Source organism: Mycolicibacter heraklionensis (assembly GCF_019645815.1).
Classification (GTDB): Bacteria; Actinomycetota; Actinomycetes; order Mycobacteriales; family Mycobacteriaceae; genus Mycobacterium; species Mycobacterium heraklionense.
Genome location: NZ_CP080997.1, coordinates 961,553 through 984,167, shown reverse-complemented (window position 1 = coordinate 984,167; position 22,615 = coordinate 961,553). Strand labels below are relative to the sequence as shown.

General features: G+C 67.9%; 20 protein-coding genes. 10 read left to right on the top strand and 10 right to left on the bottom strand.

Translation table 11 applies throughout. The features are described 5' to 3' along the window. The first annotated feature begins 2 nt into the window (after positions 1-2). Together K3U94_RS04730 and K3U94_RS04725 are read left to right on the top strand one after the other, a co-directional pair. The gene (locus K3U94_RS04730) at positions 3-1,373 is read left to right on the top strand and encodes a PPE family protein (protein ID WP_220695747.1); all 1,371 of its coding nucleotides are present in this window, start codon (positions 3-5) and stop codon (positions 1,371-1,373) included. A 70-nt stretch (positions 1,374-1,443) separates the two neighbouring features. After that, a complete protein-coding gene (locus tag K3U94_RS04725) occupies positions 1,444-2,373 on the top strand; it encodes a class I SAM-dependent methyltransferase (RefSeq protein ID WP_220695746.1) in 930 nt (309 codons plus the stop codon). 4 nt (positions 2,374-2,377) lie between these two features. Here K3U94_RS04725 and K3U94_RS04720 read toward each other — a convergent pair whose 3' ends face one another. From K3U94_RS04720 to K3U94_RS04710, 3 genes are all read right to left on the bottom strand, one after another. Next, entirely contained in the window at positions 2,378-3,295 is a 918-nt protein-coding gene (locus tag K3U94_RS04720) for an acyl-ACP desaturase (protein ID WP_047317478.1), read from the bottom strand. A gap of 176 nt (positions 3,296-3,471) precedes the next feature. Continuing rightward, the gene (locus tag K3U94_RS04715) at positions 3,472-3,897 is read right to left on the bottom strand and encodes an SRPBCC family protein (RefSeq protein WP_047317479.1); all 426 of its coding nucleotides are present in this window, start codon (positions 3,895-3,897) and stop codon (positions 3,472-3,474) included. 27 nt (positions 3,898-3,924) lie between these two features. After that, on the bottom strand, positions 3,925-4,764 hold the full coding sequence (locus K3U94_RS04710) for an SDR family oxidoreductase (protein ID WP_220695745.1): 840 nt from the start codon (positions 4,762-4,764) through the stop codon (positions 3,925-3,927). A 60-nt stretch (positions 4,765-4,824) separates the two neighbouring features. Between K3U94_RS04710 and K3U94_RS04705 the strand changes: the two genes are divergently transcribed. From K3U94_RS04705 to K3U94_RS04695, 3 genes are read left to right on the top strand one after another with little or no spacing between them, the layout of a single operon-like run. Next, positions 4,825-5,565 carry an SDR family NAD(P)-dependent oxidoreductase gene (locus tag K3U94_RS04705; protein WP_220695744.1) on the top strand — a complete coding sequence of 247 codons (741 nt, stop codon included), beginning with the start codon at positions 4,825-4,827 and terminating at the stop codon, positions 5,563-5,565. Positions 5,566-5,618: 53 nt separating this feature from the next. Then, positions 5,619-6,125 (top strand): pyridoxamine 5'-phosphate oxidase family protein, encoded by a 507-nt coding sequence (locus K3U94_RS04700; RefSeq protein ID WP_220695743.1) that lies wholly within the window; start codon positions 5,619-5,621, stop codon positions 6,123-6,125. 56 nt (positions 6,126-6,181) lie between these two features. Beyond that, positions 6,182-7,825: a hypothetical protein gene (locus K3U94_RS04695; protein ID WP_220695742.1), complete on the top strand. Its 1,644-nt coding sequence runs from the start codon at positions 6,182-6,184 to the stop codon at positions 7,823-7,825. A gap of 13 nt (positions 7,826-7,838) precedes the next feature. Here the strand turns inward: K3U94_RS04695 and K3U94_RS04690 are convergent, their stop codons facing one another. The 6 genes from K3U94_RS04690 to K3U94_RS04665 all read right to left on the bottom strand — a co-directional run bounded on the left by K3U94_RS04690 (position 7,839) and on the right by K3U94_RS04665 (position 15,060). Beyond that, the gene (locus K3U94_RS04690; protein ID WP_220695741.1) at positions 7,839-9,050 is read right to left on the bottom strand and encodes an acyl-CoA dehydrogenase family protein; all 1,212 of its coding nucleotides are present in this window, start codon (positions 9,048-9,050) and stop codon (positions 7,839-7,841) included. 106 nt (positions 9,051-9,156) lie between these two features. Beyond that, positions 9,157-9,525: a fluoride efflux transporter CrcB gene (gene crcB / locus K3U94_RS04685; protein ID WP_047317484.1), complete on the bottom strand. Its 369-nt coding sequence runs from the start codon at positions 9,523-9,525 to the stop codon at positions 9,157-9,159. Next, positions 9,522-9,872 carry a putative PII-like signaling protein gene (locus tag K3U94_RS04680; RefSeq protein ID WP_047317485.1) on the bottom strand — a complete coding sequence of 117 codons (351 nt, stop codon included), beginning with the start codon at positions 9,870-9,872 and terminating at the stop codon, positions 9,522-9,524. The genes crcB and K3U94_RS04680 overlap by 4 nt, the downstream gene beginning before the upstream one ends. Further along, positions 9,869-10,270 carry a fluoride efflux transporter FluC gene (locus K3U94_RS04675; RefSeq protein ID WP_220695740.1) on the bottom strand — a complete coding sequence of 134 codons (402 nt, stop codon included), beginning with the start codon at positions 10,268-10,270 and terminating at the stop codon, positions 9,869-9,871. The genes K3U94_RS04680 and K3U94_RS04675 overlap by 4 nt, the downstream gene beginning before the upstream one ends. Before the next feature lie 25 nt (positions 10,271-10,295). After that, a complete protein-coding gene (locus K3U94_RS04670) occupies positions 10,296-10,712 on the bottom strand; it encodes a nuclear transport factor 2 family protein (protein WP_047317487.1) in 417 nt (138 codons plus the stop codon). 16 nt (positions 10,713-10,728) lie between these two features. Further along, complete coding sequence (locus K3U94_RS04665) at positions 10,729-15,060, bottom strand: HAD-IC family P-type ATPase (protein ID WP_230987415.1); 4,332 nt, start codon at positions 15,058-15,060, stop codon at positions 10,729-10,731. A 157-nt stretch (positions 15,061-15,217) separates the two neighbouring features. On the opposite strand from K3U94_RS04665, the gene K3U94_RS04660 reads away from it, so the two are divergent. Continuing rightward, complete coding sequence (locus tag K3U94_RS04660; RefSeq protein ID WP_230987413.1) at positions 15,218-15,604, top strand: ArsR/SmtB family transcription factor; 387 nt, start codon at positions 15,218-15,220, stop codon at positions 15,602-15,604. Positions 15,605-15,671: 67 nt separating this feature from the next. Beyond that, positions 15,672-17,999: an arylsulfatase gene (locus K3U94_RS04655; protein WP_220695739.1), complete on the top strand. Its 2,328-nt coding sequence runs from the start codon at positions 15,672-15,674 to the stop codon at positions 17,997-17,999. A 221-nt stretch (positions 18,000-18,220) separates the two neighbouring features. Here K3U94_RS04655 and K3U94_RS04650 read toward each other — a convergent pair whose 3' ends face one another. Next, on the bottom strand, positions 18,221-18,784 hold the full coding sequence (locus K3U94_RS04650) for a TetR/AcrR family transcriptional regulator (RefSeq protein WP_220695738.1): 564 nt from the start codon (positions 18,782-18,784) through the stop codon (positions 18,221-18,223). A 139-nt stretch (positions 18,785-18,923) separates the two neighbouring features. Here K3U94_RS04650 and K3U94_RS04645 point away from each other — a divergent pair, with 139 nt between their 5' ends. The 3 genes from K3U94_RS04645 to K3U94_RS04635 are packed head-to-tail and all read left to right on the top strand — an operon-like array spanning position 18,924 to position 22,607. Then, a complete protein-coding gene (locus K3U94_RS04645) occupies positions 18,924-19,376 on the top strand; it encodes a nitroreductase family deazaflavin-dependent oxidoreductase (RefSeq protein WP_220695737.1) in 453 nt (150 codons plus the stop codon). 1 nt (position 19,377) lies between these two features. Then, positions 19,378-19,785, top strand: coding sequence for an MmpS family transport accessory protein (locus K3U94_RS04640; protein WP_220695736.1), 408 nt, complete (start codon positions 19,378-19,380; stop codon positions 19,783-19,785). Beyond that, positions 19,764-22,607, top strand: coding sequence for an MMPL/RND family transporter (locus tag K3U94_RS04635; protein WP_220695735.1), 2,844 nt, complete (start codon positions 19,764-19,766; stop codon positions 22,605-22,607). The genes K3U94_RS04640 and K3U94_RS04635 overlap by 22 nt, the downstream gene beginning before the upstream one ends. Positions 22,608-22,615: the final 8 nt, after the last annotated feature.

Sequence of the window (22,615 nt, the reverse complement as noted above, 5' to 3'; positions counted from 1 at the left end):
TGATGGGCGAGTTGCATGCGGTTGCGCCGACGTGGCTGGCTTCGCCGCCCGAGGTCCATTCAGCACTGTTGAGCAGCGGACCGGGCCCGGGGGCACTGATGGCCGCCGCATTCGCGTGGTCGTCATTGAGCTCTGAATATGCTTCGGCAGCAGCAGAATTGAACACTACCTTGAGCGCCGTGCAGGCTGGGACTTGGCTGGGACCGAGCGCGGAGCGTTATATTGCTGCCCACCAACCGTATTCGGCCTGGCTGACACAGGCCAGCACCGACAGCGCGCGCGCCGCCGCCCAGCATGAGATCGCCGCAGCCGCCTACGCCAGCGCCTTGGCCACCATGCCGACCATGGCCGAGCTGGCGGCCAATCACGCCACGCACGCGGTCCTGGTTGCGACGAACTTCTTCGGCATCAACACCATTCCGATCGCGATCGCCGAAGCCGACTACGTCCGGATGTGGATCCAGGCCGCCACCACAATGGCGACCTATCAAACGCTGTCGGACACGGCCTTGGCTTCGATACCCCGCACACCGTCGCCGCCGTCGATCCTGGCGTTCGAGAACGACGGCGGCGGCGACGATGACGGCGGCGCCGGCGGCAACCCGGCCGACGTCCTCACGGCCCTCTACGAAACGCTGGCGATCTTCCTCGAGATCGCCGACATCTTGGACGGCCCGATCATCGCGATCATCGTGGAGATCGTGAACCGCATCATCGAGGCCATCAATGCCGCGGCATCCCCGGTCGCGAGCGTGCCGCCCCTGGCGCCGGTGATCGCGGGCGTGGCGAAGCCCCTCACCGTGGTCGCCGCGAGGGTACCGGCAGTGTTCATGGCGCCGCCCCCCGATGACGTGCCCGCGGCCGGGTTCGCCCCGGGTTCGCCGACGCCCGCCACTTCGGTCACAGCTACCACCCCGACTCCCGCCGCCCCTCCCCTGATCGCGACACCGGTAGCCGTCGCCCCGGCGGTCCGCGCGGCGGCCCGGGCCGGCAACGGCCCCGACAGAGGATTCGGCCCCACGCTCAACAACCGGGAGGCCGCGCCCGCGGCGGGGGCTCGCAGCCGGAAGGCGGCCGCGAGCCCGGCGCGTCGCCGGCGCCGCACGGCGGCCAAGGAGCCCGGCAGCACCGTGAGCATGGGCTCCGATCCGGTGGTACCCGACACACCACCGCCTCCCACCGCGACGCCGCCGGCGACGGCGTCCGACCGCAACGCAGGCGCCTTGGGCCTGGGCGGAACCCACCCTCGAGTCAGCGGGAAACACGCAACCGGGTTGACCACGTTAGACGAAGACGCCTTCGGTAATTCCGCGACGACACCGATGCTGCCCACCACCTGGGCCCCGGGTCGGGAACAACCGCCCGACCCCTAACGTTTATTAACTGTACTAATTACTTGCTAGGCTAAGTAAGTTGTCTTGCCTACTACTTCAAGGAGCGCTCATGGCACGCACCGACCACGACACCTGGGACCTGGCCACCAGCGTGGGAGCCACCGCGACGATGGTGGCCGCCGCCCGGGCCCTCGCCACCAAGGCCGACAATCCCCTGATCGACGACCGCTTCGCCGAGCCGCTGGTCCGGGCCGTCGGCGTCGACTTCCTGACCAAATGGGCCGCCGGCGACCTGGCGGGCACCGACTTCGACGACCACGACTCCGGGTGGAAGCTCGGCCAGATGCCCGACGCGATGGCCGTCCGCACCCGCTTCTTCGACACGTTCTTTGCCGACGCCACCCGGTCCGGGATTCGCCAGGCGGTGATCCTGGCATCGGGCCTGGATGCGCGCGCCTACCGACTGACGTGGCCCTCCGGCATGACGATCTTCGAGATCGACCAGCCACAGGTCTTGGCATTCAAGGCCGCGGCACTGACCGACTTGGGCGCCGAACCGACCGCCGATCGCCGCGGCGTCGCGGTCGATCTGCGCGACGACTGGCCGGCCGCGCTGATCGAGGCGGGGTTCGACCGCACCCAGCCCACTGCCTGGATCGCCGAGGGACTGCTCGGCTACCTCCCGCCGGACGCGCAGGACCGGCTGCTGGACAACATCGCCGCACTGAGCGCCGACGGCAGCCGGCTGGCCACCGAGGCCATTCCGAACATCTCCGCGGACCAGCACGATCAGGCCCGGGAAATGATGCGCAGCGCCACCGAGAAATGGCGGGCGCACGGCTTCGACCTGGAATTCTCCGAACTCGGGTACGAAGGTGACCGCAACGACGTCGCCGCCTACCTCGACCCCTTGGGCTGGGCCTCAACGGGCGTGACCATGACTGAGCTGTTGACGCAGCACGGGCGTCCCGCGCCCGCGCGCGCCGCCGACTCGGTGTCGATGGCCGACACGATCTACTACTCGTCGATCAAGGGCTAGGCGGCTAGGCGGAGACGCTCTCGCGCGCCTTGGCCTTCTCTTCGTAGTAGGTGGCCCGCTCGTCGACCATCTTCATGAAGCCCGCGATCTGCTCGCGGGCCTCCTCGCCCGCCGCCCCGAAGTCATTGCGCTCGAAGACCTTCCAGAACCGCAGCACGGGCTGGATGACCTCATCGTGGTGGATGCGCAAGTCGTAGATGCCGGCCTTGGCGATCAGGATGGCGTTCTCCTGGAAGCCGGGCATGTTCATCCCGGGCATCGAGAAGCCGATCACCTCGTCGCGGATGGCGCACATGGCCTCGTCCGGCGCGATGTCCAGCGCCGCCTGCATGAGGTTGCGGTAGAAGACCATGTGCAGGTTCTCGTCGAGAGCGACCCGGGCCAGCAACTGGTCGGCGATCGGGCATCCGGAGGCCTTGCCGGTGTTGCGGTGCGAGACCCGGGTGGCGAGTTCCTGGAACGACACGTAGGCCAGTACCTGCAGCGCTGACTTGCCGCCGGCGTCATAGCCGGCGATGGTGTGCTGCATCCGCATGTTCTCGAGGTTCACCGGGTCAATGCCGCGGGTGACGATGAGGTAGTCGCGCAGGGCGATGCTGTGGCGGCCCTCTTCGGCGGTCCATTGGCCGACCCAGGTGCCCCAGGCGCCGTCCCGGCTGAAGGTGGTGGCGATCTCGCGGTGGTACGACGGCAGGTTGTCCTCGGTCAGCAGGTTGACCAGCAGGGCGGACTTGGCGACCGGGTCCAGCGGGGAGTCTTCGGGAACCCAGTCCTCGCCGCCGAGGAACGCGAAGTCGCGTCCCCTGCTCCACGGCACGTAGTCGTGCGGCAGCCACGGCTTGGCGGCCTTGAGGTGGCGATTGAGGTTCTGTTCGACAATCGGCTCCAGCTCGTGAAGCAGTGCCGTCTGGACGTTCACCATAGTTTTTGGTCCCCTCCCTGATCGACAGGTGGGCTGTCGCTTGGCCCCCCAGCCAAACCTACGGTCCCGTAGGTTTGCTCCACGGTAAGCACCCACCCCGCCGCGTGTCAACCGTTAACTTAGCTGCTTCGGCGCATTCCGCACCTCGAATCCACCGACCAGCTCAGCTACCCCAGCTACCGCGCCCGGCCTTCCGACTGCCGCTTGAGCCCCTCGGCCTCCATGTCGACGTAGCGACGTATCCGGCCGCCGGCGAGCAGGCCGGCCAGCCAGGCCATTGGACCGGTCAGCGTAAAAGTCAGGACGGCCCGCACCCCTGAGCCGGTCGGCGTCAGCTCGTGGAAGCCGGTGAACCGGATTCCGGCCATCGACGCCGACCAGGTGAAGGACCGCTCGTCGACCAGGTCGGTGACCGTCCACACCATCGGCCGCCCGGTGGGCTGCCGGACTCGGGCGGTGCTGCCGACTCGCAGCGGACCGGAGTCGAGCCGGGTGATCTCACGCATCGATGCGGTCCAGTCCGGCCAATGCTCGACATCGGTCAGGACAGCCCAGACGTCGCTGGGACGGGCCGCGATGGGATCGGTGCGGGTGTAGTGCATCGGCGCTCCCTTCCCCTCAACGGCACGCTACCCAAGTTCGGCGGCCACCCGGGCGCGTTCCCGCATCGAGGCGACCACTCCCCCGTCGGCGAGGATGTCGGCGCCGGTGAGATAGGCGCACTTGTTTCCGGCGCAGAAGGCGAACAGCTCGGCCATCTCCTCGGGCGTGCCCCACCGCGGGATCAGCGCGTCGGGCATCATCATGCCCACCCCGGCCTTCTCTTCGCGCCGCCCCATCTCGGTATCGATGTTGCCCGGCGACACCGAGACGATGCGCAGCCCGCGGCCACCGAAGCGCTCGGCCTGCGCGGCGCAGTACCACTTCACGAAGGCCTTGCTGACCGTGTAGGAGAAGCCCGAGCGCATCTGCTCGGGTGCGTTGTTGCAGTACGTCGTCATCGCGGCCACGAAAGCGTCGCCGTCGCTGAGCGCCAGCGGGAACTGCTTGGTGGGGTATGCCTTGTCGGGCAGCAGCTGCGCGGCCATCGAAGCCACGTTGACGATCACCGCGCCGTCGCCGGCGACGTCGTAGAACACCTCGTTGACGACGAGGGTGCCGAAGGCGTTGGTGCGCATGACGAATTCGGCGTCACCCATGCTCGGGCTGACCCCCGCGGTGTGGACCACCGACGCCAGCGTCCCGAGACCGGTCGCGGTGTCGAACAGCCGGGTGACCGCGTCACGATCGGTGACATCGCAGTTGACGGCGGTCGCGGCGATGCCGAGCTCGGAGAGCGCGACCTGCGCCGAGTCGAGCCGCTGCTGCCGAACATCGCACAACACCACGGTGTGGTCTCGGCCCAGGATCTTGGCCGTCGCCAGACCCATGCCGCCCGCGCCGCCGGTGATCACTGATACTGAAGCCATAACTGGACGGTAGACGGCTGCGCCCCGGTGCCGGTCGACTGGGTGATGCGGAGAGTCGAAATGGCTGATCTGTCAGGCAAAGTGGCGCTGGTGACCGGAGCCTCGTCGGGCCTGGGCGCGGCGACGGCCCAACTGTTCGCCCGGCGCGGCGCGACGGTGTTCGGGCTGGCGCGCGATGCCGAGCGGCTCGCCACGGTGTTCGCCGACGTGCCCGGCGGGCAGTACGCCCCCACCGACATCAGCACCGCGGCGGCCTGCGCGGCGGCCGTCGAGCAGTGTGTCGCCCAGTTCGGGCGGCTCGACGTGCTGGTCAACGTCGCCGGCGCCCACCAGATGCGCCACACGCCGGCCGTCACCGACGACGAGTGGGCCCACGATCTGGCGGTCAACCTCAACGGGCCGTTCTTCCTGTGCCGCGCCGCGCTGCCGCACCTGCTGGAGGCGGGCGGCAATATCGTCAACGTCGCCTCGATCGCCGGGGTGGAAGGGCAGGCGTACTCGGCGGGCTACTGCGCGGCCAAGCACGGGCTCGTCGGGCTCACCCGGGCGTTGGCCGTGGAGTTCACCGCGGAGAAGCTGCGGGTCAACGCGGTGTGCCCGGGTGGGATGCTGACCCCGCAGGTGACCAACTTCCAGCTTCCCGAGGGTGCCGACGTCAACCTGATCATGCGGGTGGCCTCACCGCGCGGGATGAGCGCCCCGGCCGACGTCGCCGAGGTGATCGCCTTTTTGGCCAGCGATGCCGCCGCCGCGGTGCACGGCGCGGTCTACCTGACCGACAACGGGAAGACGGCTGGCTAGGACGCAACGGCAGAGCGGTATCCCTGTCGGACGTCAGAGCTAGCGTGTGGGCCATGGAACCGAAACCGGGCCCTACCGCGACACGTCCCGTCCTGCCAGAGGGCTACGGATTGCCGAGTTCGGCGGAAGGCTTGTTGAGCTGGTCAGAAGTTGAACAGCGATTGACCGCGTCCCAGCACTATTGGCTGACCACGGTGCGCCCGGACGGCACCCCGCACTCCGTACCGCGTTGGGGCGTGTGGCTCGACGGCCGCTTCTATTACGACGGCGCACCCACCACACGCCACGCGCGCAACCTCCAGGACAACCCGGCGTGCACCCTGACACTGGAAAGCGGTACGCAAGTGGTGATCGTCGAGGGAGTCTCCACAGCGACTTCAGCAAGCCCCAACGACCTCGGAGTCCGATTGGCGACCGCGTTCGAGAAATACCACCCGCAGTACGCTCCCGGCCCCGATGCCTGGGCGGGCCAGGACGGCGGCGGACTGCGGATGATCGTCCCCCGGCGGGCCCTGGCCTGGTTCGCGTTCCCAACCGACTGCACCCGGTTTGCCTTCTGACCTATATAGACGCGTTCCGTGTCGACGACACGGCGACCGGATTAGCATCCGCTGGTATGGCGCAGCGAGTACGGATGCGCACGGCGTTGGCCGCCGCAGCGGCAGCGCTCATGGCGCTGAGCGGATGTAGCTCTGGTCCAACACCGCCGGGAGAGGACTCAGCGGTGCGGTCCACCGGTTCAGCGGTCAATCCGTATCTCGCGGCAGCCAAATACGGCATCACCCACATCGATTCCGCGCAATCAGACAGCTTCGACGATCCGATCCCCCGCGGCACCTTTCACCTCGACCCGACCCAGCTGGACCGGGTTCCCGGCGGGCCGGTCAACATCATCACGCTGGCATCCACCGATCCGAACTACCGGTGGGTGTCCTCGACCTCGGGTGTCCGCTACGTCGATGTCGCGGACGGCGGATTCAAGCAGGTTGCGGCACTCGACGCTCCTGGGGTGCAACCGATTTCCCCGCAACAGCTCGACGCGGTGCTGAACCAGAGATTCACCGATGTCGGACAGATCGAGTCAGCGATCCGCGACCACTGGGGCGGAGCGAATTGGCAGCGGATCAGCAACGGCGTCTACAGCCTGGTCGATCGCGACAATTTCATCTATTACGTGACGCAGCAATCGGAGATCGTCAAATTCGGTCTGAAGAACGCCGAGCAGCCCGAGGCAGGCATCGCCATCGTCGGCCGCATCGACTTCAAGCCATACCTGACGGGCGACATCACCAGCCTGGGCATCCCCGAGAACATCGTCGGCGCCTCGATGACCTACGACGGTCGCCTGCTGGTGCTCAGCACCGGATCGTTATCGGTGCTCGATCGGGACCTGTCCGCGCCGTTGCAGCAGATCAAGTTCGGCGAGGACGAAACGGTCTCGAACTCGATGGCGGTCGACGAGCGTAACGGCATCTACGTCGCCTCCGACAAGTTGATGCGCAAGATCGTCTGGACTGGCTCCAAACTGTCGCAAGACGAGGCGGACGGCGCATGGTCGGCCGCCTACGACACCGGACGGCAACCCCCGACCATCAAGTTCGGCTCCGGAACCGGCTCGACGCCGACGTTGATGGGCTTTGGCAAGAACGATGACGAACTGGTGGTGATCACTGACGGATCCGACCATATGAAGCTGGTGGCGTTCTGGCGCAACGACATTCCGGAGGGCTTTCAGCAAAGGCCGGGAACGAAGTCCACCCGGATCGCGGATCAGATCAGCGTGAGCGCCGGCCTGCCGGAACCATTGCCGGAATTCATCCAAAGCGAACAGTCCGTCGTAGTCAGCGGGTATGGCGCGTTCGTGGTCAACAACATCGGTGGAGGCGGTACGCCGGACCGGCTGGTCGATGTGCTGGCCAGCGGACCCGTTTCGCCAGCGCCGCACGGGGCGCAGCGCTTCGAATGGGATCCCACCACCCACCGGTGGAGATCAGCCTGGGCACGCGGCGATGTGGTGTCCACCTCGATGGTCCCGGCCGTATCCGCCACTTCGGGAATCGTCTTCCTCAACGGCTACACCGCGGCCGACGGCTGGGAGGTGACCGGGCTGGACTGGCAGACCGGGGAGACGGTGCACCGCACCATCTTCGGACAGTCGAATCTGGGCAACGGCGCGTACGCCCTCATCGAGGGACTGCCCAACGGGGACCTGCTGTTCAACAGCGTCGGCGGGCCACTGCGCGCAACGATCGCGCAGTAGCCGACCGGGCTGATCAGCGCAGCGCCAGGCCGGTGATCGCCCGGGCGATGACCAGCCGCTGGATCTCGCTGGTGCCTTCGAAGATGGTGAAGATCTTGGCGTCGCGGTGCATACGCTCGACCGGGTAGTCGCGGGTGTAACCGTTGCCGCCGAGGATCTGGATCGCCTCGTCGGTGACGTAGACGGCGGTCTCGCTGGCGAACAGCTTGGCCATCGAGCCCTCGGCGTTGTCGAAGGCCTTGTTGTTGCGCGCCATCCAGCCGGCCCGCCAGACCATCAGCCGTGCCGCGTCGATGCGGCTCTTCATGTCCGCCAGTTTGAAGGCTACGGCCTGGAACTCACCGATCTTGCGGCCGAACTGCTCACGCTGGCAGGCGTATTCGAGGGCGTATTCGTACGCGGCGCGCGCCACCCCGACCGCCATCGCCCCGACGGTCGGACGAGTGCGCTCGAAGGTCTTCATGGCGGCCTGACCGCGGGCGGATGCACCGGATTTGACCCGGGCGACGCGCTCCTCGAACTTCTCTCGCCCACCGAGGATCATGTCCTCGGGCAAACGGACGTTGTCCAATACGATCTCGGCGGTGTGCGAGGCCCGGATGCCGTGCTTCTTGAACTTCTGGCCCTGGGCCAGCCCCTTGGTGTCGGGCCCGATGACGAACGTGGCCTGGCCGCGTGAGCCGAGTTCGGGGTAGACCGAGGCGACCACGATGTGCACGTTGGCGATACCGCCGTTGGTGGCCCAGGTCTTGGTGCCGTTGAGCACCCATTCACGTGTTGCTTCGTCGAAGCGGGCGCGAGTCCGGATCGCGCCGACATCCGAGCCGGCATCGGGTTCCGAGGAGCAGAAGGCCCCGAGTTTGGGGTCATCGGCGGTACCGAACATCTCGGGCAGCCACCGGCCCAGCTGTTCGGGAGTTCCGTTGCCCGCCAGGGCCGCCGCCGCCAACCCGGTGCCGAGAATCGACAAGGCGATCCCGGCGTCACCCCAGAACAGTTCCTCGAACACCGTGAGCATGCCGATCCCGCTGGGCTCGGCGGCCTGGGTGGCGAACAACTCGGGCGAGTACAGGCCGATCTTGGCGGCCTCCTGGATGATCGGCCACGGCGTCTCTTCCCGCTCATCCCATTCGGCGGCGGCCGGGCGGACGACCTCGGCGGCGAACTGATGGACCCAGTCCCGCACCTCGATCACGTCATCGCTGAGCTCTACCGAGAACGACATTGCTACTCCTGGAAGGACTGGGCGGACGCCACGGGACACTGTCGGGCTCGATTGTGGCACCTCATGCTGGAAGCAATTGCGTAGCGTCACCTAACCCGCGGATCGGTCAGGCCCAAATCGCTTGTGCCGCGACATTGCCGACGTAATAGGCGCCCAGCCCGCAGGTCAAGGTGAGCACCAGGTTGGCCAGCGCGTACAGCCGCGCACCGACGCCGGCCAGCTGCAGGGTCTCGTAGGAAAAGGTCGAGTATGTGGTCAGCGCGCCGCACAGACCGGTGCCGACCAACAGGTGCAGCCCTTGGTCGCCGGGGCTCGCGGCGCCCATGAGCACACCCAGGACCAGGCTGCCCAGCACATTGGCGGTGAACGTGCCCCACGGGAAGGTGGTGTCGTGGCGGGCCTGGACGAATCGGTCGGTCAGGTAGCGCAACGGCGCCCCCACCGCGGCGCCGGCGATGACCAGTAGCCAGGTCACTGGCCGGCGGGGCGTCGCCCGACGTGGCGGATGACCTCGACTTCATCCAGCAGGATCAGGCCCTCGGTGACCAACTCGTCCAGCTCCGGCAGGAAGGCACGGATCCGCTCGGCGGCGTCGACGATGATGACCGAGACCGGCAGGTCCTCAGACATCGACAGCAGCCGGGTGGTGTGGATGGCCGAGGACGCTCCGTAGCCCTCGATGCCGCGGAACACCGACGCGCCGGCCAGGCCGGCCCGATGCGCTCGGTGCACGATCTCGCTGTACACCGGCCTGTGATGCCAGGTGTCGCTCTCTCCGAGGAATACCGTCAGGCGCAACGCGCGTCCGGTGAGCTCGCTCATGCTGTCCTCCTGATGACCAGACGGCGGGTGAGGCTGGCAGCGGTCCAGGTCGCGATCAACACTGCCACCGGCGTGGTGAGCAGGTAGACCAAAGCCGGGACCGGCTGTCCGGCGGCGATGAGGGTGTCGACGTCGCCGGCGAAGGTGGAAAACGTGGTGTAGCCGCCGAGCACGCCGGTGCCCAGCAGCGGACGCAGCAGTCGATGTCCGACCCACAGTTCGGTGATCGCCACCATCAGCACCCCCATCAGCGCGCACCCGCTCACGTTGGTGACCATTGTGGCCCAAGGGAATCCACCGACCGGGGTGGGCAATGCCAGCGCGACGGCGTAGCGCGCGCAGGCACCGATCGCGCCGCCGACGGCCACGGCCGCGACTACCGGCGTCTGCTCATGCACCGCGGAGCCCCGCTATCGGTTCCGGCTAGGCAGAGCCGTCGCCATGTCCATGCGGCGCGGCGGCCTCACGGGTGATCTGCTCGAACTGCTGCGCCATGGCTTCGGCCAGCGCGGTAGCCGCCGACAGCGGCCGGACCATCACGACGAAGTCGTCGATCTTGCCGTCGTCGTCCATATGCAGGAAGTCGCATCCGCTGAGCCGTTTACCGTCGACCGACGCTTCGAATATCAGGGCATGGTCACGCCCGGAGGCGTCAGCGATCTCTCGCACGTAGCGGAAGTCTTCAAAGACACGCATCACGGCGCGCAGGATCGCCGCGGTGACCGGCTTGCCCGGGTAGGGCTTGAACGCCACCGGACTGGTGAACACGACATCGTCGGACAACAGCGCCTCGATGGCCGCGGCGTCACGGGCCTCGACCGCTTGCCGGAATGGGTGCATGCCACGCCTCCGCTGGTCAGTTGGTACCACTGACCATCACGGTAGACCCACCAGCGGCCGCGGCCGAGGAGGCCTGGTCGCCTGCCGGCCGCAGCACAGCCACGGTGGCCATCGGGCCTGACTCGATCTCGGTGCTGGTCTCCGGTGCCTCGCGCCACCGGGCCGGCAGCACGTGCGGCGCCGCGGCGATCGCGAGCACTGCGGCGCCGGTGGCTCCCAGCGCCTGCGACCAGCCCAGCGGTCCCACCGGTACGCAACCCAGGAGCTGGCTGATTCCGGGCAGGCTGATCATCGCCGCGAACGCCGCGAATGACCCGGCGGCGGTGAGCAAGACCAACGGCGCGTGCGAGTCGACCAGCGTCTGGGCCAGCTCGGTGGTGACCAGCGTGATCAGCGCGACCGTGGCGGCGCGTTGCCGGGCGCCCGGTACAACAGAAAGGCGAGCCATCCCCCATGCCGCGCTGGCCGCGGCCCCGGTGATCGCTCCGCGGACCGCGACGGCGCGCATCAGGCTGCGTTCGTCGATGCCGTGCACGACTCGATGCGAGGAGCCGGCCGGGGTGCTGACCGCGACCGCGGTGGCCGGCAGCGCGTCGGTCAGCATGTTCATCAGCAGCAGTTGGCGGTTGTTCAGCGGCGAGGTCCCCGACAGCGCGGTGCCGACGACACCGAAGATCACCTCGCCGACATTGCCGCCGAGCAGGCCCGTCACCGCCAGCTGCACCCCGCGCCACAGTCGCTGGCCTTCGTCGATGGCATCCACCAGTGCGCCGATGCGCCCGTCGGTCAACACGATGTCGGCCGTGAGGTGCGCCGAGTCGCTGCCGCGCGCCACGACGCCCAGGCCCACGCTGGCGGCCCGGATCGCCGCCGCATCGTTGGCGCCATCGCCCACCATGGCGCAGACCCGGCCACTGCGTTCGAGGGTCTGCACCACCTGCACCTTGTTCTCCGGGGACATCCGGGCGAAGATCACCCGCTGCGCCACCGCACGTTCCTGGCCCTTGCGCGACAACGCGTTCCACTCCGCGCCGGTGATGACCTGCTCGGCGGTGACCGGCACCCCCAGTTCCGCGGCGATCGCGGTGGCGGTGACGGGGTGATCGCCGGTGATCAGCCGGATGCCGACGCCCCGCTCCGCCAGGTCGGCGAGCAGTTGCGGCGCTTCGGCGCGGGGGGTGTCGGAGATGCCGAGGAACCCGGTGAGCGTCAGTCCCTCGCCGCACAGTCCGGCGAGAGCGTCCGGGTCGTCGGCCAGCGACTTCACCTGTGCGGCGCTAAGTCGGCGCTGCGCCACCGCGATCACCCGCAGCCCGCCGGCAGCGAGTTCGGCGACCGGCGCGTCGCTGTCCGGGCCGAGGACGGTGCAGGCGGCCAGCACCACTTCGGGAGCCCCCTTGATCATCAGTTCCCGACCGACCACCGACGCCGAGAACGCCCGGCCGGAGCGGAACGGCAGGTGGGCGTCCGGGGTGGTCCAGAGGCTGCCGATACCGGCGGCGGCCTCGGTAACGGCCTGGTCGGTGGCGTGCGTGTGGGGGTCGCCCTCGGGCGCCGGCGCGGCGTTGGCCGCGCATCGCAGCACGTCGTCCTCGGCGTGGCCGGCGACGGGGTACACCCGGGTGACCCGTAGCCGGTTCTCGCTCAGTGTTCCGGTCTTGTCGAAGCAGACCACCTCGACCCGGCCCAGGGCCTCCACCGAGCGGGGAATGCGCACCAGCGCACCGGAATCGGTCAGGCGTTGGGCCGAGGCATGCTGGGCCAGGGTCGCCATCAGCGGCATGCCCTCGGGCACCGCCGCCACGGCGACCGCGATCGCGTTGCCCAGGGCCAGACGCAGGCCACCGCCGCGCAGCATCCCCAACAGACCCACCATTAGCCCGCCGCCGGCGCTGGCCGGGAACGCGCGACTCATCAGCTGACTCAGCTGGTGCTGCAGGCCGACCACCGGCAGGTCCCCGGCGGCCAGCTCGGCGGCACGACGGGCCTGAGTGTCGGCGCCGACGGCGGTAACCACGGCCCGTGCGGTGCCGGCGACAACTGTCGTGCCGGCGTAGAGCATGCAGCGCCGCTCGGCGAGTTCGGCGCCCGGTGTCGCCGCGGTCTGCTTGTCGACCGACAGTGATTCGCCGGTGAGCGAGGATTCGTCGACTTCGAGGTCGATGGCCTCGATCAGCCGCGCGTCGGCGGGCACCACCTCGTTGCTGCGGACCTCGATCACGGCGCCGGGTATCAGGCGGTCCGCGACGATCTCGGTGTAGGTGTTGGTGCCCGGCGCGACGGTGCGGGCGGGCGGGGTCTGTTGGGCCAGCAGCCGGTTCAGCCGGTTCTCGGCCTGCAGCTGCTGGGCTGCCGCGAGCATGCAGTTGCCGATCAGCACCGTGCTGACCATCAACGCATCCACCGGCGAACCCAGCATCGCGGTGGCCGCCGAGCTCAGTGCCAGCACCGGCATCAGCGGATCCGACAGTTCGGCGCGCACCGCCCTGATGAACTGCCAAGCCATGTGCGGTGGCGCGGCGTCGACTTCGGCTGCGGCGCAGGAGAGGTCGGGGACCGGCAGGATCGCGTGGATCTCGTCCAGTGACATCGCATGCCACTCGTAAGCCGGCGCGGGCCGCGGCGGCTGCGTCCGAGCCACCTGGCGAGCCAGCAGGTATCCCGAGAGCAGTCCGGTGGCTGCCCCGGCGGTGACCGGCCCGGGACCCCCTCTTCCCCGGCCCGCCCGCACCCCGGGAACCATCAGCAGTGCACCGATCGTCGATGCGCCGGTGGCCAGCGAGGTGCCGCGCTGGGCGGCCGCGCGCGCCGCCGGTATCGCGTGCAGCACCCGCCAGGCGCCGGCCAGATCGGTCAGCAGCAGATCCGCCTCCCACGGCGGTGGCGTCTCCGAGTCGCCGGGCAGGATCCCCAGGCCCACGTCGGCGCAGGCGAGGGCCTGCGCACCGCTCGACGTGAGCACCGCAACGGTGCGGCCGTCTTGCTGGCGTGCCGTCAATGCGGCAGCCAGCGCCTCGTCGAGTTGTTCGTCGTCGGCGGCGGTATCGACCGGCGCCAGTTCGTCGAACGCGGGACGCAGTTCACCCAGAGCTTCGACGTCGAGGGTGACCAGTTCCGCGCCCGACGCCCGTGCCTCGGCCAGCAGTGCCGAGGCCAGCGGGTGGCGTGCGGTGGCGGTGCAGAGCAGCCGGGGATCGATGAGGACGGCGTCGACGCGGTCGAGTCGGCGCAGGCCCTCCGGGCGCAACGGCAGCGCGGCGTGCTGCTCGACCAATGACCGGCTCAGCGTGGCCGCGAACGATTCAGTGGTGGTGCGCATGGCTTTCGGGGAGGCGACCACGGCCGCGGTCGCGGCTGTGGTGACGTTGCGGGTGAGCACTCCCACCAGGCCGGCCCCGAACAACTGGACGTAGCCCACCCGCCTGCCGTGGCGGTCGAGCGCCCCCTCCGGTAGCGGCACCGGCCGCGACGGCACGTGCACCTGAGCCTGGTCGGCGTGCCGGGCCAGGTACGGCTCGTGGCGGTTCCAGGCCTGCGCCGCGGCCGCAGACTCGGCGGCTTTGACACCTTGCAACGCCAAGTCCACTGCCAGCGTGGCCGGCGACAGGGTGGCGATACGCGCTCCGGTGGAGATCAGCGACAGCACCGTGTCGGCAGGTCCCCTGCCGATTCGGTCGGCGAGTTGCCGGCGCAACCACGGCTGGTAGTTGGCCAGCGCCGCGACGGCGTCGACGGTGATCGGCGCCTGCGGCAGCCGCAGCGCGCGCCCGGCGACCGCGATGGCCAACCCGGCGGCGTTGACGCCGACCATCACGCCGCGGGCCATCAGCAGCAACCCGTCGCCGGGTAGGACGGTGGCCGGCGCTGCCCCGATCGGAGCTGTCGTGCCGTCGGAGCGGCGGTAGCTGCGTTCGGTCTCGGCGATCAGGCGGCACAGGTCATTCAGCGTTACCTGCTCACCGTCGACCGCCAGTTCCACCACGACCCGAGACAACGGGCGGTTCAGCCGCGCCGACACCACGCCGGGTTCGGCGACGAGCGTGTCAAGCACCCGCTGCCCGAGTTCGGGGGATTCAGTCAAGCCACGTATCTCGATCCAGGCGCGGCCTTCCCCGCGCCAGCACCTGCGGGTCAGCGTCGCCGTGGTGGATTCGCCGGACAGCATCCGAGTGGCCTCGCGAATCGGCAGCGCGGCGACCTGCAGGCCGGCCGAGGTGATGGCCCCCACCGCCTCGGTGGTGGCCGACGCACTGCGGGCCGCCGCGCCGACGACGGCTGACGCCGCACGGATTCCCAGGGTGGCCGGTCGCAGCAGCGACGATGTCGGAATCAATTCGGCAGTAACCAATCCTGTGGTCTGACGGCGGGTCTGGGCCGTACCCGCCGGGCGGCCAAGGTGCCGCGGGAACTGCCCAATTCTGGCGACACTTTGGCGATTGCGCAACTATGCGAATGTGTCGTTCGGCGAATCCCGCCATGGGAGTTGGGACAAAATGAATGCCGCCATGGCAAAAGATGAAGAACGGCTGTCCGAAGAAATCAGTTCAGTCAACCGGACCGACGAACCGACCCAACCCCAACTGGCATCCGCCGCGAGCACGTTCGCGCTGCTCAGCAGTCCGGCGCGCCTGCACGTGATGTGGCTGGCCGCCCAGGACGCCTACGACGTGACAACCCTGGCGAGACGGGCCGGCGTCAACGTCGCCACCATGAGCCAGCACTTGACCAAGCTGCGGCTGGCCGGGCTGATCAACGCACGACGCGACGGGCGCCACCACATCTACACCGTGGATGACCCACACATTCTGACCCTGCTCCAGCAGATCTTCGCCCACATCGCGCCGGACGGCAGCCTGGCGCCCGACCCGCCGCGAGGCGGTTCGAGTAGCTGAACGGCCCGCCGCATACGACGATGTCTTCGATGCCGTAGACGGTACAGCCGAGATAAGGAGACTTGCGTTGGGCGATCAGGTAGTGGCTCCGGTGTTGCCCAACGGCGCGGTGTTGCCTTTCCCGCCGGTCGGCTCGGGCAGTGTCGCAGGCCGGACCCTGCAGGAGTCGACCTACAGTCCGCGGGCGGTCCCGCAACGGCTGCACACCGATGCACCCAATGTGGTGATCGTGCTTATCGACGATGCCGGCCCCGGGTTGCCGTCGACATTCGGCGGCGAGGTGAACACCGCGACCCTCGACCGGATCTGCGGCCAAGGTGTGTCCTACAACCGGTTTCACACCACGGCCATGTGCTCGCCGACCCGGGCGTCGTTGCTCACCGGTCGTAATCACCACGAGATCGGCAACGGTCAGATCGCGGAATTGGCCAACGACTGGGACGGCTACGCCGGCAAGATCCCCGCGTCGAGCGCCACGGTGGCCGAAGTGCTCAAGCAGTACGGTTACGCCACGTCGGCTTTCGGGAAGTGGCACAACACTCCCGCGGAGGAGACCACCGCGGCAGGCCCCTTCGAAAACTGGCCCACTGGTTTGGGTTTCGAATACTTCTATGGATTCTTGGCCGGCGAGGCCTCGCAGTATGAGCCCAACCTGGTCCGCAACACCACCGTGGTGGCCCCACCGAGGACACCCGAAGAGGGCTATCACCTGTCCGAGGACCTGGCCGACGACGCCATCTCCTGGCTGCGCCGACACAAGGCCTTCAACGCCGGCAAACCGTTCTTCATGTACTGGGCCAGCGGCTGCCTGCACGGCCCGCATCACGTCATGAAGGAATGGGCCGACAAGTACGTCGGCAAGTTCGACGACGGATGGGACGCATACCGCCAGCGGGTGTTCGAACGCGCCAAGACCAAAGGCTGGATTCCGCAGGACTGTTCGCTCACCGAGCGCGACGAAACCCTCACCGCCTGGGACGACATCCCCGAGGATGAAAAGCCGTTCCAACGCCGCCTGATGGAGGTCGCCGCCGGCTACGCCGAGCACGTCGACGTCCAGGTCGGTCGCATCGCCGACGAACTGGAAGCCCTCGGCTACGCCGACAACACGCTGTTCTTCTACATCTGGGGCGACAACGGTTCCTCCGGCGAAGGCCAGAACGGCACCATCTCGGAACTGTTGGCCCAGAACGGGATCCCCACCACGGTGCGTCAGCACATCGATGCCCTCGACGCGCTCGGCGGCCTGGATGTGTTGGGGTCTCCCCTGGTCGACAACCAGTACCACGCGGGCTGGGCCTGGGCCGGGTCCACCCCGTACAAGGGCATGAAACTGTTGGCGTCGCACCTGGGCGGCACCCGAAACCCGATGGTGGTGCGCTGGCCGGCCAAGATCGCCGCCGACCCGGCGCCGCGGGAGGTCTTCTTGCACTGCAACGACGTGGTGCCGACCATCTACGAAGTCGTCGGGATCGAAGCGCCGCTGACGGTGCACGGGCAACCACAGATGGCCTTGGCAGGAGCAAGCTTCGCGCGCACGCTGACCGACCGCGACGCGCCAGGCGGCAAGAAGACCCAGTACTTCGAGATCATGGGCAGCCGGGCGATCTACCACGACGGATGGATGGCGTCGGCTCGCGGCCCCCGGCTGCCGTGGGTGCCCGGCCAACCGCCCGGCATCGCCACCTGGACTCCGGATGCCGATGCGTGGGAGCTCTACAACCTCGACGAGGACTGGTCACAAGCCCACGACCTGGCCGAGCAGCTGCCCGAGAAGCTCGCCCAGATGCGCGAGATGTTCATGGTCGAGGCGGCCCGCAATGCGGTGCTACCCGTCGGCGGCGGCCTGTGGGTGCCCGTCTATCACCCCGAACTACGCATCGCCCCGCCCTACACCGAGTGGGACTTCACCGGCGACACCGTGCGAATGCCCGAATTCTGTGCGCCCGCGCTCGGCAACAAGAACAACGTGGTCACCATCGATGCGGAGATCCCGGCCGACGCGAACGGCGTGCTCTATGCCCTCGGGGCCGGCGCCGGCGGCCTGACGTGCTACTTCGACGATGGCTATCTCTGCTACGAGTACAACCTGTTCATCTTGTCGCGCACCAAGATCCGCACGGCAGGCAAGGTGCCGCCCGGCCGCACCACCATCGCCGTCACCACGCAGTACGCGGAGCCGCGCCCGGCGGGACCGCTCGACATCACCGTGGCCGTCAACGGCGAGACCGTTGCCGAGGGCCAGGTCCCCGTCAGCGCGCCGTTGTTGTTCACCGCCAACGACTGCCTCGACATCGGCACCTGCCTGGGCTCGCCGGTGTCCCTGGACTACCGGGAACGTGCCCCATTCCCGTTCGAGGGCCACATTCACCGGGTTCACGTCGCCTACACCTGAGCCCGCTGTCCACACCGGTGACCGCGGTCACAGACCAAAGTCCCGAGATGACGTGATCGGCAACACTTTTCCGTTTTCTACAACAGGCGGCTGTATAACGTCTCGATCCATGAAAGATCCAATGCTTGCTCTTCCGGTGCTCGCCGGAATCCTCGGACTGCTCGTCTTCGGATTCCTGGCCCTGGAGGTCGTGTTCCACATCGGCTGAGGGCCACCGACGGCTAGGGCCGGGTGTGCTGCGCGACAAGCTCCTTGAGCAGCTGCCCGGTCCGCAGCAACGGCGCCGCCGATTTGGCGGCCAGCGACATGATCACCGCACCTTCAACCGCAGCGATGGTGGTGGTGGCCAGCTGCTGCGCGGTCGCGGGCGCGACATCGGCCTCTTCCAGCCGATCGGCCAGTAGGCGCTCCCAGTCGGCGAACACCGCGCCGGCGACATCGGCCGCATCGGGCGCTTCGGAGCGTCCCAACGCTGCGGCCACAATCGGACAGCCCGCACGAAACTCGCTGCCGATCAAGGCTTCCTTCCACACCGCAATGAACGCCTCGACGGCCGTCACCGCATCCGCCTCGACCAGCAACCGCCGGATCATGTCAGAGGTCGTCCGACCCGCGGTTCTGGCCGCGCTGGCGACGAGTTCGGCTTTGCCGCCAGGAAAGTTGAGGTACACCGAGCGTCGCGCGATCCCACTGTGGGCGAGCAGTTCGGAAATCCCGGTACCCGCAACACCCTTGCGCTGCAGTAGTGCGATCGCACTGTTGATGAGCCGGTCGCGCGCCGCCATCGCCATCACCTTTCCCGGCCCCCGATTGTTTGCGATATACCGATCAGTCTACTAGCCTCGCAGCACACAAGTAGACCAATTGGTATACCGCGGTCGCCGGACTGATTCTTCGATCGGCGCAGGGGATGGGGAACAAGCCATGACACGAAGTGACGAGCAAGCCCTACGCAAGTTCCGCACCGAACGACGAGTGGGGCGCTACATCGCCAACCCCCTGGTATCGGCGCTGGCCCGCCTGGGCATCAGGACCACACTGGCCACCGAACTACAGACCATCGGCCGCAAGACAGGAAAGACGCGGCACGTTCCGGTCGCCGCCTGTTTCGACGCCAGCGGCGCCTGGGTGATCTCCCAGCACGGGTCACGCTCGGGGTGGGGCGCCAACATCACCGCCAATCCACAAGTCCGCATACGCCAGGGCTCGCAATGGCGCAGCGGACTCGCACGGTTCCAACCCGACGACGACGTGACGGCCCGCGCACGCACCTTCGCGTCCCGGCCCGCCTTCGCAGGCCTGGCGGTGGCCACGTTTCGCGCGCTGGCGAGCACGCCGGTCTCCGTGCGCATCACCTTCACCGATGGTGCCGTGTGAGATGCGTTCCGCCTGGGTGTATCTGGTCGTGGCAGCAACGCTGGGCGCCACCGGGGTGTTCATCGCCCATCTGAGGCTCAGCGACATCCCCGACCCGGCGGTCGGCCACTCGCCGCGCCCTCCGGCGGTCGGCCGACTCAAAGAGAAGGTCGTCGAATACCGCGTGGACGGTCCGGCAGGCACCCCGGTATTCGCGTCCTATCTCGACGTCGACGGCTCGGTGCGCCAGGTATCGGCGACCCTGCCCTGGCAGACCACCCTGCGCACCCAGCGCATCACCGTGCCCACCGGGGTGATGGCGCAATCCGAGAACGAGCCGTTGTCCTGTCGTGTCGTCATCGACGGGCAGGTACGCGATGAGCAATCGTCCATGTCGTCAGCGGTGGCATGCAAGGACCCGGTCGCATGAGGGCGCCGGACAGCCGGCCCCTGATCGCCCGGCTGCTCTATCGGTTCGCACTGCCCATCATCGTGCTGTGGGTGGGCGCCGCCGGCGCGCTCAATCTCGCCGTCCCGCAATTGGAAACGGTCATCACCGAGCACGCGAAATCGTTTCTGCCCGACGACGCCGCGTCGGTGCAGGCCATCGTGAAGCTGGGCGACCACTTCGGCGGCGCCGGCACCAACAACTTCGTCTACCTGTTGCTCGAAGGCGACGAACCCCTGGGCCCCGACGCCCACCGCTACTACTCGACATTGCTGGATCGGATCACCGCCGACACCGCGCACGTCAACTCGGCAATGGACCTCTGGTCCGATCCCCAGTTCGCCTCGGCGAACGAGAGCGCCGACGGCCATGCCGCCTACGTCTTGCTCAATCTGAGCGGCAACATGGGCACCGCCCTGGCGATGTCCTCAACCCAGGCCGTTCGCGACATCATCGCCGCCACCGAGCCCCCTGCGGGGATCACCGCACACCTGACCGGTCCGTCAGCGGTCGTCAACGACGAATTGGTGTCGATCAACGACTCGATCCTGCTGCTGCTGATCGCCTGCGGCGCACTCGTCGGCGCGATTCTGTTCTGGGTCTACCGCTCACCGGTCACGGTGGCGATGCCGATGCTGGTCGCCGGAGCCGGACTCGGCGTCGGCCGGCCGGTGGTCGCGCTGCTGGGCAGCCACCACGTCATCGGCGTCTCCATCTTCGCCTCAGCACTGATGGCAGTCATGGTCCTGGGAGCCGGAATCGACTACGGCATCTTTCTGTTGGGCCGCTACCAAGAGGCACGCCGGGCCGGGGCCGACCCGACCTCCGCGTACTACGCGGCGCTACGCGGTGTGCAACACATCATCATCGCCTCGGGCCTGACCATCGCCGGGGCAACCGCATGCATGACATTCACCCGACTGGCGATCTTCAGCACCTCCGGGTTGCCGTGCACCATCGCGGTCGTCATCACCCTCGCCGCGGCACTGACGCTGGGGCCGGCCATCCTCGCGGTCGGCAGCCGGTTGGGGTTCTTCGAGCCGCACAGAGGCCGCGATCGAAAGTCGCTGCGTCGCTGGCGGCGGATCGCCACCTACGTGGTGCGCTGGCCGGGCCCGGTCCTGGTGGGCTCGCTGGCGGTGCTGAGCCTGGCCCTGCTCGTGCTGCCGACGTTTCATCCCAGCTACAACGAACGCATCGCCCAGCCCAGCAACTCACCGGCCAACCTGGGCATCGCCGCGGCCGACCGCCACCTTCCGCCCAACATCATGTCTCCCAGCGTCTTCCTGGTCGAAGCCGATCACGACATGCGCAATCCGGCGGACATGATCGCCCTGGCCAAACTGGCCAACGCGGTGCTGGCGATTCCCGGAATCTCCAACGTTCAAGGCATCACCCGCCCGCTGGGCGCGCCGCTGCAGCAGGGCACGCTGACCTCCCAGGCCGGCTACCTCGGTCAACGACTGACGCAGATGACCGATGTGCTCAGCCAACGCGCCGATGACCTGCTGATCCTCAACGGCGAGGTGGGACGACTCCAGCTCACCATCGCCGGGATTGAGCAGGCCCTGCACAGCGGGCGCGCCGGCAGCGATGAGATCAACGGCAGCGCAACCGAACTCCAGGCCGCCCTGAGCGGCGTCGTGACGAAGATGGATTCGCTGCGCGACGCCGCCGCGCCCGCCCGCGTGTTCATCGATTCCATCCCCAACTGCCGGGACAATGAACCGTGCCGGGCGGCACTCACCAGCTTCTCGCTCTTCGAAGACCTTCATCGTTTCGACGGACTGGTGGACCGACTGGCCGGCGGAACCCACGCCGTCGCCCGCACCCTGCCCGAGCTGTCCGCACAGCTCGACAGCCTGAAAGGCTTCGCAGCCCAGGTCAATGCCGCGACCGAACCGGTGCGCGCCACCCTGCAGACGTTGGTTCCCCAGATCGCCGAAATCACCACGTTCACCGAGGAACTCAGCCAAAGCTTTTCCGGCGGCGACCCCAACGGTTCGTTCTTCCTGCCCAGTCAGGCCTTCGACAATCCGCTGTTCAAGAACGCTATGCCCTACTTCTTCTCCCCCGACGGCATGATGACTCGCATGGTCGTCACCCCCGAGATGGAGGGGTTCAGCCGCGAAGCGATGGATGTCAGCGCCAACGTCATCCCGACCGCACTGCAAGCGATCAAAGGCACATCGCTGGCCGGCAGCACGGTAAGCCTCGGTGGCCCCGGGGGCACCCTGCTCAATATCGAGGCCTTCGCGCGGGAAGACTTCATCACCAGTGCGGTAGCCGCGTTCGCGTTCGTGTTCTGCGTGATCCTGATCCTGCTCCGCAGTCTGGTCGCGGCGATCGCGGTGATCGGAACCGTGGCCCTGTCCTATCTGGCGGCACTGGGTTTGACCGCTTTCGTCTGGCAGGACCTCATCGGCAACCCGCTGCACTGGTCGGTGGCCCCGGTCTCCTTCGTGTTTCTGGTCGCGGTGGGCGCCGACTACAACATGCTGCTGGTCGCCCGGTTCAAAGTGGAGATCGGGGCCGGCATCAAGACCGGCATCATCCGCGCCATGGTCAACACCGGCGGGGTGGTCACCACCGCCGGGTTGGTGTTCGGGTTCACCATGTTCGCCATGCTGGCCGGCTATGCGCACAACATCGCCCAGACCGGCACTGCTGTCGGCCTGGGACTGTTGCTGGATACGCTGCTCATCCGGTCCCTGGTCATCCCAGCCGTCGCAACCCTGGCCGGTCGCTGGTTCTGGTGGCCGATCGTGGTGCACGACCGACCCACCAAACAGCTACCGGCGTGATCCGGCTC